General features: G+C 72.0%; 11 protein-coding genes and 2 pseudogenes. 7 read left to right on the forward strand and 6 right to left on the reverse strand.

Annotation, left to right across the window (positions count from 1 at the left end; all coding sequences use genetic code 11):
- Positions 1 to 349 precede the first annotated feature (349 nt).
- The 4 genes from OM076_RS43885 to OM076_RS43900 are packed head-to-tail and all read left to right on the forward strand — an operon-like array spanning position 350 to position 2768.
- On the forward strand, positions 350 to 1258 hold the full coding sequence (locus OM076_RS43885; RefSeq protein WP_270046572.1) for a VOC family protein: 909 nt from the start codon (positions 350 to 352) through the stop codon (positions 1256 to 1258).
- Positions 1255 to 1908 (forward strand): alpha/beta hydrolase, encoded by a 654-nt coding sequence (locus tag OM076_RS43890; RefSeq protein WP_270046574.1) that lies wholly within the window; start codon positions 1255 to 1257, stop codon positions 1906 to 1908. Before OM076_RS43885 ends, OM076_RS43890 begins: the two co-directional genes overlap by 4 nt.
- A gap of 7 nt (positions 1909 to 1915) precedes the next feature.
- Complete coding sequence (locus OM076_RS43895) at positions 1916 to 2557, forward strand: immunoglobulin-like domain-containing protein (RefSeq protein WP_270046575.1); 642 nt, start codon at positions 1916 to 1918, stop codon at positions 2555 to 2557.
- 46 nt (positions 2558 to 2603) lie between these two features.
- Positions 2604 to 2768: a hypothetical protein gene (locus OM076_RS43900; RefSeq protein WP_270046577.1), complete on the forward strand. Its 165-nt coding sequence runs from the start codon at positions 2604 to 2606 to the stop codon at positions 2766 to 2768.
- Here OM076_RS43900 and OM076_RS43905 read toward each other — a convergent pair.
- The 4 genes from OM076_RS43905 to OM076_RS43920 are packed head-to-tail and all read right to left on the reverse strand — an operon-like array spanning position 2751 to position 7899.
- On the reverse strand, positions 2751 to 6011 hold the full coding sequence (locus OM076_RS43905) for an ATP-binding protein (RefSeq protein ID WP_270046579.1): 3261 nt from the start codon (positions 6009 to 6011) through the stop codon (positions 2751 to 2753). The two genes, OM076_RS43900 and OM076_RS43905, sit on opposite strands and share 18 nt — an antisense overlap.
- 44 nt (positions 6012 to 6055) lie before the next feature.
- Positions 6056 to 6382 (reverse strand): thioredoxin, encoded by a 327-nt coding sequence (gene trxA, locus OM076_RS43910; protein WP_270046580.1) that lies wholly within the window; start codon positions 6380 to 6382, stop codon positions 6056 to 6058.
- A 31-nt stretch (positions 6383 to 6413) separates the two neighbouring features.
- A complete protein-coding gene (locus OM076_RS43915; RefSeq protein WP_270046581.1) occupies positions 6414 to 7127 on the reverse strand; it encodes a stage II sporulation protein M in 714 nt (237 codons plus the stop codon).
- The gene (locus OM076_RS43920) at positions 7117 to 7899 is read right to left on the reverse strand and encodes a polyprenol monophosphomannose synthase (RefSeq protein ID WP_270046583.1); all 783 of its coding nucleotides are present in this window, start codon (positions 7897 to 7899) and stop codon (positions 7117 to 7119) included. The genes OM076_RS43915 and OM076_RS43920 overlap by 11 nt, the downstream gene beginning before the upstream one ends.
- On the opposite strand from OM076_RS43920, the gene polX reads away from it, so the two are divergent.
- Positions 7898 to 9643 carry a DNA polymerase/3'-5' exonuclease PolX gene (polX, locus tag OM076_RS43925; protein ID WP_270046584.1) on the forward strand — a complete coding sequence of 582 codons (1746 nt, stop codon included), beginning with the start codon at positions 7898 to 7900 and terminating at the stop codon, positions 9641 to 9643. The genes OM076_RS43920 and polX overlap by 2 nt on opposite strands.
- Here the strand turns inward: polX and OM076_RS43930 are convergent.
- Positions 9633 to 10694, reverse strand: a complete 1062-nt coding sequence (locus OM076_RS43930; RefSeq protein ID WP_270046585.1) for a glycosyltransferase — start codon at positions 10692 to 10694, stop codon at positions 9633 to 9635. The two genes, polX and OM076_RS43930, sit on opposite strands and share 11 nt — an antisense overlap.
- A 23-nt stretch (positions 10695 to 10717) precedes the next feature.
- Between OM076_RS43930 and OM076_RS43935 the strand changes: the two genes are divergently transcribed.
- Entirely contained in the window at positions 10718 to 11461 is a 744-nt protein-coding gene (locus tag OM076_RS43935; RefSeq protein WP_270046587.1) for an ACT domain-containing protein, read from the forward strand.
- A gap of 45 nt (positions 11462 to 11506) precedes the next feature.
- Here the strand turns inward: OM076_RS43935 and OM076_RS47075 are convergent.
- Positions 11507 to 11578, reverse strand: a pseudogene (locus tag OM076_RS47075) (hypothetical protein); the annotation flags it as partial.
- On the opposite strand from OM076_RS47075, the pseudogene OM076_RS43940 reads away from it, so the two are divergent.
- Positions 11544 to 11849: pseudogene (locus tag OM076_RS43940) on the forward strand (hypothetical protein); the annotation flags it as partial. The pseudogenes OM076_RS47075 and OM076_RS43940 sit on opposite strands and share 35 nt — an antisense overlap.

The following is an 11849-nucleotide window of genomic DNA, read 5'->3' on the forward strand; positions in this document are numbered from 1 at the left end:
CAACCCCCGATCTCACGACACGAACACGATCGTGTTGCATCGACCGGATGAATCCACCGTCCTCACAGGACGCATTTGTTCGTCACCCCCCTCGCGCATGACTTCGTTGCTCGCCGTAACCGATCACCGCAAGGCCCGGCGCGGACGGGGGTGTCAGCACCACGCCCGTAACTGTCGGTATCCCAACACGGCAATTCGAGCCAACAGAGCCGCGCCGAGCGGCGGACTCACGGCAGGCAGACCCGGAGGGTGCGCCACTCCCCCCTCCCCACCCGGCGCAGTTGACGTTGGCAGGCGAGCCCGATGAATGTAGTTGCGTGTGCAATCAACTAGCGCTACACTGAGACCCATGAAGTTCACCGGCCTGCACCACATCACGATGATCACGGGGGACGCGCAGGAGAATGCGCGCTTCTACGGCGATCTCCTGGGCCTCCGGCTCGTCAAGAAGACCGTCAATTTCGACCAGCCGCAGGCCTATCACCTCTACTTCGGGGACGAGACCGGGGCGCCCGGCTCGATCCTCACGTGGTTCGAGTTCCCCGGGGCGGCCAAGGGCCGTGCCGGCGCGGGGTCGATCCACACGCTGCAGCTCGCCGTGGCCGACGAGGCCGCGCTCGACTTCTGGGAGCAGCGTCTCGCGGGCAGCGAGACCACCCGGGAGCCCGGCGTCCTGCGCTTCGCGGACTACGACGGGCTCAAGCTCGAACTGCTGATCTCCGATCTCGGCAACGCGCCGCTGACGGCAGCCCATCCGGAGATCCCGAGCGAGTACGCGATCCAGGGCCTGCACGGCGCTCGCGCCTATGCGGTGTTCCACGGCGTCGAGGACTCGATCCTCACCGAGTTGCTCGGCTTCACCTACGAGGGCGACGGCGAGTATCTGCTGAGCGGCTCCGATCGCCGGTTCCGCTTCGCCTACGACGCACCCACCTACAACGACCAGCAGGGCGCCGGCAGCGTCCACCACATCGCGTGGGCCTCCATCGACGAGGATCACCTCAAGTGGCAGGAGCGCATCCAGAACGCGGGCGGGCTCGTGACCGACGTGCGCGACCGCGACTACTTCAAGTCCATCTACTTCCGGATCCCGAGCGGCGTGCTGTTCGAGATCGCGACATTGAGCCCCGGCTTCGCGGTCGATGAGGACGCGGAGCACCTCGGTGAGGCGCTGCGGCTGCCCAAGCAGCACGAGCACCTGCGCGCCGAGCTCGAGGCCACACTCCGCCCCGTCGAGAACCCGAGGGTTTTGGCATGAGCGCATTGATCTACCGAGAACGTCCCGCGAACGGCACCCCTGAAGGCCTGCTGATCCTCCACCACGGCCGCGGCGCCGACGAGAACGACCTGCTCGGGCTGGCCGACGTGCTCGACCCGGAGCGGCGGCTACACGTCGTCACGCCGGGCGGGCCGCTCCAGGTCCCGGGTTGGCCGGGCAAGCACTGGTACGTCGTGCCGCGCGTCGGGTTCCCGGACCACGACACGTTCCACGCCGCCTACGAGAAGCTCGCCCGCTTCCACGACGAGACCTGGGAGCGCACTGGCACCACGCCGGAGAACACGGTGTTCGGCGGGTTCAGCATGGGCTCGGTCATGAGCTACTCGCTCGGCCTCGGTCCTGACCGCCCGGCACCGGCGGGGATCATGGCGTTCAGCGGGTTCATCCCCACCGTGGACGGTTGGCAGCCCGACACCGATCGCGACACCAAGGTGTTCATCGCCCATGGTCGGCAGGACCCCGTGATGGATATCCACTTCGCCCGCGACGCCCGCGATCTCCTGACCAACGCCGGCCTCGATGTGACCTACAACGAGTCTGACGCCGCCCACCACATCGACCCGGCGCACATCCCCGCCGCGGTGAAGTTCCTGACCACGACGACCGATCGGACGCTCCCGACGACATAATCAGCGCGTGCTCCGCGCGCTGATCGTCATCCTCGCCGCCGCGCTGGCCCTGCCCGCGGCGGCGCAAGCGTCTCCGGTGAAGATCACCTGGCCGGGCGCCGACGGCTACGAGCCCGGCCAGCGCTTCGAGATGAAGATCGCGTCGACCGAGCGGGTCCGCGTGGCGCTCGTCCGCGAGAGCACGAGCGGCAAGATCATCCGGACGATCTCGCGCCGGACACTGCGGAGCGGCACGTTCATCGCGGCGATGCCGGAGATGGGGTCCTACTCGCTACGGGTCACGGCCGGCCAGCGGCGCTGGCGGCACCGGCTGTTCGCGAACTACGCGAACTGCCCGCTCGCCAAGGCGAGCAACACCGCACTCCGGCTCGCGGCGACCAGCGTCTCCCGCGGCGGGACGCTGGACTACGACTTCGTCAACACGGGGAAGGGCTGCAGCCTCACCGGCGCGAGCTACAGCCTCGAGCGCCAGCTCGCCGACGGCACGTGGACCCACGTGTCGTTGCCGTGGGTGTTCCCCGCCATCGGGTATCCCGTCGGGCCGGGCAAGACCTTCCACAAGCGCGCGCGGGTCCCGGACGACGCCGAGCCGGGCGCGTATCGCCTGCTCGACGCGGGTGTTGCCGCGCCGTTCACCGTCACGCCCTAACGCGGCAACATCGCGGCAACGGTCGGGAGGCACCATGCCTCTCACGATGGCCGACGGACCGCTCCACATCGATCTCGACCTCCACGTCCAGCACGGCGAGGTCGAGGGCCGCGCGGCGCGCGCCGGCGGGCCGGAGCGCGAGTTCTCAGGCTGGGTCGAGCTCCTCGCCGCCCTCGACCAACTGATCGACCCTTCAGGAGGGGAGCAGTGAGCGCAGCCGCGCGGCCAGCCCGTCGGCTCCGCAGCGCTCGGCCAGTTCGCGCGCGGTGCGCCACGCGCGGATGTCGTTCTGCGCGTCGCCCAGCGCCGCGTGCGCCTTGGCGCGCTCAAGCTTCGCCGACGTCCCGTCCAGGAACGCGACCGCCTCACGCAACACCGTCGCGTCGCCCGTCACGTCGCCCAGCTGCCGCAGTGCGCGCCCCACGACCCACGGCGCGCCGCTGCGGCGAGCGAGCTCCAGCTCTTCGCCCGCGAGGCGCGACGCAGTCTCCCGATCACCCTCCCCCCACGCCGCCCGGGCCTGTAGGCCACGCCACGGGGACCACAGCGGGTGCGCCTCCGCGGGACGGGTGACCGCGAGTTGCCCGGCGATCTCCCGCACGCGCTCGTATTCCGCCTCCGCGAGCAAGAGCTCCGCGTGACTCGACAGCCAGAAGCGCTCGCCGTCGGATGGGCCGGTGTGGTCACCGGTCCGCCACAACGCCTCCCACGCCCGGTCGCGGTGACCGCGTTCGAGCCATGCCAGTGCGAGGAAGGCCGGCGTGTAGCCCATGTGCGCGCTCGCCGAGCTGCCGAACAGCGCCTCGCCTTCCATCGCGCGTTCGAGCTGCTCGATCGCCGCCTCCAGGTCACCCGTCCAGATGCTCGTGAGCCCGCCCCAGAGGTCGGCGCCGATCAGGTCGAGCACCGAACCGCGGCGCCCTGCGAGCTTTCGGATGCGGCGCCATTCGGGCTCGGCGGCGGAGGGTTCGGCCATGGCCATCACGGTCGCCGGCAGGACGGTGAACAGGCCGCGGTCGAACTCGGGCATCTCGTCCCCGGCCAGCGACTCGCGCGCCAGCGCTGCCGCCTCTTCGGCGTCGCCGCTCTGCATCGCGACGGCAAGTGACGTGATCGCGGTCAGGCACTTGGCGCCCGGGCCGTCACCTCGCGGGCCCTCGCGGACCGCCGCCAGCTCATGCAGATCAGCGGGATCGGAGACGCCGAAGAACACGCCGACGACGCGGATCGCTCGCAACGCCAGGTCCAGGTCTTCGAGCTCGGGCGGCAATTCCGCGCGCGCGGCGTCGACCAGCACGATCGCGTCCTGCGGCGTATCCATGAACAGCAGCGTGCGGGCCAACATCACCGAGGCCAAACCACGAGCCGCGGGATCGGCCAAGCCCTCGCGGGCGACGGTCAGCACCTCGACGGCTTGCGGGCCGCGCACGTACTCAGCGGCCACGCCGAGCTCGAGCGCAAGGCGCGAGCGGATGTCCGGCGCGGGTGGCTCGATCTGGGCGCGCTGCAGGTGCGCCAGCGCCGCCTCGGGCGCGCCGCGCTCGACCGCGATCGCCGCCGCCTCGCGCAGCCGCTCGACCACCCACGGGTCAGCCCGCGGCGGGGCGGGGATGAGCTGCGCCGCGATGCGCTCCGGCGCCGCCCCGAGGTCGTGCAGCAGCCGCGCCGCCCGCGCGTGCTCCAGCCCGCGCCGCGCGGCCGGCAGCTCGCTGTACACCGCGTCCCGCACGAGCGGATGCACGAAACCGAGCGGCTCGTCGACGCGCAGGATCTCCGCCCGCACCAGCGCATCGACCGCCTCGGCCGCCGCTCCCTCGTCGACGCCTGCCAGCGCGGCGACCGCCGAGAGGCCGGGCTGCTCGCCCAGCACTCCGACCGCACGGGCCACGCCGGCAGCCGGCGCGTGCAGTCGCGCAAGCCGCAGGAGGACGGTCCGCGACACCGCCCGCGGCCCGATCGCCCGCACCGACGCGGCGTGCTGGGCGTCGGGCGTGATCTTCTCGGCGGCGAGCGCGGTCAGCAGCTGGCGCAGGAGCAGCGGGTTGCCGGCCGTGACCTCCAGGCAGGCGGCGGCGAAGCCCTCCTCGGCCGCGCCGAGCACGTCGGAGACCATCCCCGCCGTGCCGTCCTCGGTCAGCGGCCGCGGGTGCACGGAGACGGTCACCGGGTCCTGGCCGAGCTCGCCGAGGAGGAGCTCGTCGCTGTCGGGCTCGCCGGTGCGGATCGTCGTCCCCACGAGCACCGGCAGCTCGCCGATGCGCCGGGCGAGGTAGGCGACGAAGCGCAGGGAGGCGGTGTCGCTCCACTGCAGGTCGTCGATGCAGAGCACGAGCGGGCGGCGCGAGGCGAGCGTCGCGACGTAGTTGAACAGCGCGCTGAGCACGGCGAACAGGCCGTCGGGGGCCGTGCCCTCGCCGAAGACCGAGCGAGCGCCGGCGGGCGGCGGTTCCGTCGCCGCCACGGCTTCGAAGAGCTGGCGCACGACGCCGAAGCCGAACTCGCGCTCGAGCACCCCGGCACGCGCGTCGAGCACCTCCGCGCCCGCCTCGACGGCCCGCTCGCGCAGCACGCCGAGCAGCCGCGTCTTGCCGATCCCGGCGGGACCCTCGAACGCGAGCACGCCGCCCTCGCCGGCGTGCAACCGCGCCAGAGCGGCGTCGATCTCCGCGATCTCGGCGTCGCGTTCGAGCAGCCCGGTGGCCTTCGGCGCGACCACACGGGGAGCCGGCTGGGGAGCGAGGAGCCGCTCGTGCAGCGCGACCAGCTCGGGTCCGGGCACGGTGCCGAGCTCCTCGCGCAGCAGCACCCGCAGCTCGTCGTAGGCGCGGATCGCCTCGGCGATGTTGCCGCGCTGGATCAGGGTCGAGATCAGCGCCGCCCGCGCGGACTCGCGAAACGGCGCCAGCGCGATCGCGGTGCGCGCCGCTCGTTCCGCCTCTGGCAATGCCTCGCCGCCGCGGCGGAGCCCCGCTTGGGCGATCAGCTCGAGCGCCTCGACCCGCAGCTCCTCGAGGTCGTTGCGCGGGCCGTTCAGCCACGGCGCGTCGAGACCGGGGAGCAGGCCGGGCTCGGCCAGCGTGGCCGCCACCTGGGCGGCGTTGGCGTCGAGGCCGGCGCGGGCGACCGCGAGCTGCTCGGCGATCGCCTCGACGTCGACCCAGACCGGCTCCGGGAACACGAGCCGCAGCGATTCGCGGCCTTCGATCACCGCCGGCTCGACCGCGCGGCGCAGGCGCGAGAGGACCGGGGCGAGCGCGGTCTCGCTCGGCGGGGCGCCCTCGTGCGCCCACAGCGCCTCGATCAGCTGGTCGCGGCGTACGGGCCGGGACCGGTGCAGGACCAGGTACGCGAACGCGAGCCGCCCCTGGCGGCCGCGCAGCTGCGCCTCACGGCGCTCGCCGGCGAGTTCGACGCGGAGCTCGCCGCAGAGGTGAATGGACCAACGACCGCTCACTGATCGCCGGAACCTACCGTCCCGGCGACGTGAGCGGAAAGGACTTAGGCGAGCGCGGGCTCGAGCTCGGCCTCGATGCGCTTCTTGGGCATGGCGCCCTGGATGCGCTTGGCCTCCTGGCCGTTGCGGAAGAGGATCATCGTCGGGATGGCCAGCACCTGGTACTGCGCGGCGGTCTGCTGGTTGTCGTCGACGTTGAGCTTGACGATCCGCAGGTCGTCGCGGGCCTCGGCGATCTCCTGAAGGGCGGGCGCGATGACGCGGCACGGGCCGCACCAGGGGGCCCAGAAGTCCACGAGCACCGGGACGTCGTTCTCCAGCACTTCAGCCTGGAAGCTGTTGTCGCTGACGTCGGTGATGTTGCCTGCCATCTGAAGGTCCTCCCGCAGTTCTAAGGTCGCTTCAAAAAGTATAGCTGTGATGGTAGAGCCAGCGGAGGATGTCCGGCGTGACCCACGTCTCGATCGCGGCGGCGAGCACCAGCAGCGGGATCGCGACCGCCGTAGTGGCGAACGTGGCGGCCAACAGCTCGTCCCACGCGCCGCGTGAGCTCGCCAGCGACCACGCGGCGAGCGGGAGGAAGAGCGCGAAGAGCTCCGGCAACGCGTGCGGTAACAGCGCCACGAGCAGGGCGAACGGCGAGACGTCGAGCCGCGCGGACAGCGACGCGGCGCCGTTGCCGAGCGCGTAGGCCTGCGTGCCGAGCGAGAAGAGCGTGGCGGCGGCGACGAAGGCGATCGCCGCGGTGCCGGCGCGATCGTGGACCTTGCGGACGAACCCCGAATAGTCGCGGGCGGCGGTCGGCAGTTGCGCGCCGGCGATGAACCCGGCGACGCAGGCCAGCGAGTGCAGCGCGAGCACGAGCCCGTTGCGGTAGAGCAGGAAGCCGAAGTCGTGCCAGTACGCCGGACGCGTCAGGCCTGGATAGCTGTAGCTCGTCGGGTCGGCATTCGTGGTCGTGGCGACGACCCAGGTCAGCGTCAGCAGCGTCGCGGTGACGAGGAGCGAGCCGAGCGCCCATTTCCGCGCCACCGGCCAGGGGTTCGCATTCCACCGGAGCAGCGTCGCGCGGGTGTCGTCCCACCCCTGGACGACCGCCAGTTCTTCAGCCTTCATGCACCAGTGGATCGGCAGGAAGGACGTCCGCCTCCAGCGGATGCCACCTCCGCCGCCCATAGCGCAGGGCCGGAACCCGCCACGCGGCCTCCAGCGCGATCTGCGCCGACATCTTCGATTCGCCCAGCCGGCGCTCGCGAAAGCGGATCGGCACCTCGGTCACTTCGAGGCCGAGCGAGAGCGCGCGCCAGGTCAACTCGACCTGGAAGGCGTAGCCCTGCGCGCCGGCGGTGCGCGCGTCGATCCGCTGCAACGTGGTCGCGCGAAAGCACTTGAAGCCGCCGGTGAGGTCGCGGATCTCGACCCCGAGCACGCGGCGGGCGTACGCGCAGCCGCCGAACGACATGACCCGTCGCAGGAGGTCCCAGTTCTCCACCCCGCCGCCGTCCACGTAGCGCGAGCCCAGCACGAGGTCCGCCCCGGCCAGGGCGGGGGCGAGCAGCCGCGGCAGGTCGGCGGGGTCGTGGGAGAGGTCGGCGTCCATCTCGAAGACGTAGGTCGCGCCGTTGTGCAGCGCGTGAGCGAAGCCGGCGGTGTAGGCGCGCCCGAGGCCTGCCTTGCCCGGGCGGTGCAGGACGTCGTCGGCGACGCGGTCGGCGAGCTCCCCGGTCCCGTCGTGCGAGTTGTCGTCGACGACGAGGATGCGCGCGTCGGGGAGGGCCGCACGGATCCCACCCACGACGGCCTCGATGTTCTCGGCCTCGTTGTACGTCGGCAGGATCACCCACACGGAGCCGTCCATCGCGGGCGCGTAGGTTAACGGTCCAACCATGGCCACCAAGAACAACGCCGAGATCGCCGCCGCCTTCGAAGAGCTTGGAGACCTCTACGAGCTCGACGGCGCGGTGTCCTACCGGGTCATCGCCTACCGCACCGCGGCCAAGGCCGTGCGTGACGCGTCCGTTTCGATCATGGCCCTCACGCGCGAGGGCAAGGTCACAACTGTGCCGGGGATCGGCAAGACGCTCGAGGAGAAGCTGAAGGCGCTCGACGAGACGGGCGACATCCCGTCGGCGGTCAAGCTCCGCGCCAAGTTCCCCGTCGGCCTGATCTCGATCATGCACCTGCCGGGCTTCGGCGCCAAGCGGGCGAAGCTGCTCTACGACGAGCTCGGCGTCGACTCGCTGGAGGCGCTGCGCGAGAAGGCCGAGGCGGGCGAGATCCGCAAGATCCGCGGGCTCGGCGCGCGCGTGGAGGAGAACCTGCTGCGGGTGCTGGCCGAGCAGGAGGAGGGCGGCGGCCCGGCCCCGCGCATCCTGCTCTCGCGCGCGATTCCCGTGGCGGAGCAGATCGCCGGCGCGTTGCGTGACCATCCCGCCGCGCATCGCGTGGAGATCGCCGGTTCCGTGCGCCGGATGGGCGACACCGCCAAGGACATCGACATCATCGCCACCGCGGATGACGTGGGCGCGCTGATCGCGACGCTCGCCGAGTTGCCGCTGGTGGAGTCGGTCGCGGCGTCTGGTGACGCGGGTGCGCGGGTGCGGACGCACTCGGGCGTGAAGGTCGACCTGCGGGTGGTCGAGCCGGACCAGTTCGGCAACGTCCTGCAGCACTTCACGGGCTCCAAGGCCCACAACGTGCAGCTGCGCGAGGCGGCGGTGCGGCGCGGGCTGCATGTGAGCGAGTACGGGATCCTCGACGACGAGACCGGCGAGACGCTGCGCTGCGCGACCGAGGAGGAGGTCTACGAACGGCTCGGCTACGCGTGGATCCCGCCGGAGCTGCGTGAAGGGCGCGGCGAGCTCGAGGCGGCGCGGAACGGCTCGCTGCCGCAGCTGATCGAGCTGTCCGACCTGCGCGGGGACCTGCACTGCCACACGACTTTGTCTGACGGTCGTCAGACGTTGGACCAGATGGCCGAGGAGGCGCTGCGGCGGGGCTGGGAGTACCTCGCGGTCACCGACCATTCGGCGTCGCACGGCTTCGGGGACCACGTCACGCCTGAAGCGCTGGAGGCGCGGATCGAGGAGATCGCGGCCTTGAACGACCGGCTCGAGGGCAAGATCCGCATCCTCGCCGGGACCGAGTCCAACATCCTCCCGGACGGGTCGTTGGACTACCCGGACGAGCTGCTGCAGCGCCTGGACTGGGTGATCGCCTCGATCCACACGTCGTTCGGCATGGAGGAGACCGCGATGACCGAGCGGATGATCGCCGCCGTCGAGCATCCCTGGCTGGACGCGATCGGCCACCCGACGGGCCGCAAGATCGAGACCCGCCCGCCCTACGCGATCGACATGACCGCCGTGATCGCTGCCGCGGCGAAGAACGGGACGATGATCGAGATCAACTCGGCGCCTGACCGGCGCGACATGAACGAGAGCCACGCCCGCGCCGCGAGCGAGGCCGGCGTGATGGTCCTGGTCGACTCCGATGCCCACTCCGCCCGCAACTTCGACCTCCTGCAGTACGGCATCGCGACCGCCCGCCGCGCGTGGCTCACCCCCGAGAAGGTCGCGAACACGCGCTCGTGGGCGGACTTCGCGCCGCTGCGCAAGCGCGCTAAGGCATGAGCCGCGGCAGGAGCTGCTCCGCGACGACGCGGTCGACGGCGGCGCGGGTGAAGGGGGCGAGCGCCGTCGCGGCGCGCGTCGCGTAGTCGGGCTTGGGAGCGTCGAGCGCCGCGCGGATCGCCAGTCGCGGCCCGACGAGCCGGTTGTCGAGCCCGCGGGCGATCGGCAGCGCGACGTACGGCCCGGGCGCGTTCGTCGTGACGAGCACGCACCCGTCCGCGAGCGCCTCGAGCTGCGCGATCCCGTAGTCCTCGCGCCGCGGAGCGCTGAGAAAGACGCGGGTGCGGCGCAGCAGCGCGCGGTACTCGTCGCGGGGAATGAGGCCCGCGAACCGCACGCTGCCCCCGCCGGGAGCGCTGATCTCCCCTCCATCCCACGGGGGCGTGACGCCGTGTCGGGCGAACACGGCGCGTGCCGCCTCCCGTGCCCGCGCCAGCCACGGCGCGCCCGCGGCCTCGTCCAGACCCGCGACGATGAGCTCCTCGCCCTCACGGGACTCGACCGACCAGGCCTCGAGCACGGTGTCCAGGCCCTTCTTGTCCGGGTTCGCGCCGTACGTCATCGCGGCGATGTCGCGCTCCCCCGCGGGGCCCGACGGCTCGACCGGCATCGGCACGATCACCGCGTCGGCGTGCGGCACCGGCGCCTCGGCCAGGCCTCCCTCGCTCCACGGCAGCAACAGCGGCGCGGCCTTGAAGCGGCGCGCCTCGACCGGGCGCTGCCAGATCCCATGGCGCCCCGGACGGTTGCCGGCGGCCGGGGCGTCAAAGCGAATTGCGCCCGAAACCGGACCGAGCAGTGCGGCGGTCGTGGTCGAATAGATGACCGCGCGGGGTGAAAGGTCGGCCACGGCTCTCATGGTCGCCCGTCGCGCGTTGACCGCCCACGCGAACTCGATCGCGGCGAACGTCCGCAGCTCGCGCGCCCGCCCCACGCGGGCGATCTCCACCAGTGCGCCTGCACGACGCAACGACGCCGCGAGCTCCGCGTCGGCCTCTCGCAACCCTGCGGTGCCGCCCAGCGACACGATCAGCACGTCGACGCGCGGCATCCGGCCTGGCATTCTGCCGCCCCATGGAAATCTCCGTCCTCCCCGAGACCCTTGCCGTCTGTCGCCTGCGCGCGTCCGACCGGATTCCGTCGTGGGCGCTGGAACTCCATGAGGGCTTCGTCTCGATCACCCGCACCCCCGACGAGCTCTCGATCGTGTGCCCGCAGGACGCCGTACCGCCCGACACCCAGGTCGAGGAGGACTGGCGCGCGCTGGTCGTCCCCGGGCCGATCCCGTTCGAGGCCACCGGCGTCCTCTCCGCGCTCGCCACGCCACTCGCGGACGCCGGCATCCCGATCTTCGCCATCTCGACCTACGACACCGACTACGTGCTGGTGCGAGAGCAGAACCTCGAGCGCGCGCTGCACGTCCTGCACGCCGACCCGGAGCGCCAGTTGATCACGTCCGGCTCCCCGTATGAGCCCGTGATCGGGTTCTCGCGGGCGGTCCGGGCCGGGAGCCGGGTCCTCGTCTCCGGCACCGGCCCCGTGATGCCCGACGGCGGCTGCCCCGAGTCAACGGCGGCCCAGGCCCGCCGCTGCTGGGAGATCGTCCTGGCCGCCCTGGCTGAAGCGGGCGCCTCCGCGAGCGACGTCGTCCGCACCCGCACGCTGCTGACCCCGACCGCCGACGCCGAGGGCGCGATGACGGCGCACGGCGAGGTCTTCAGCGACGTCCGCCCCGCCTCCACGATGGTCGTCATCCACGCTCTGCTCGATCCCCGCTGGACCGTCGAGGTTGAAGCGGAGGCTCAGCTCGACGCGTGAGCGCACCCCGAGCTTGGCGTAGATCGTCGTCAGCGAGTTCTCGATCGTCTTCTCGCTCAGGTAGAGCGTCGCGGCGACCTGCTTGTTCGACCGTCCTTCGCTGACGAGCGCGGCGATCTCCCGCTCGCGCTCGCTCAGGCGCGTGTCGCGCCGTGCGGCGCGCCGGGCGGGTGCGGAGACGCGGGAACCGACCTTGCGCAACTCCCGGCCGGCGGCGTCGAGCACGCCGTTCGCACCGGCCAGCCCGGCGTCCGCCGCGACGCGCTGGAGGACCTCGCGGGCTCGCGGGTCGCCGGCCACGGCCAGCGCGCGCCCGGCGACGAGCCGCGCCTCGAGGACGACCAGCGGCGCGCCGCCGCGCTCGCCGAGCGCCACCGCCTCCTCGGCC

This window comes from Solirubrobacter ginsenosidimutans, from assembly GCF_027587205.1.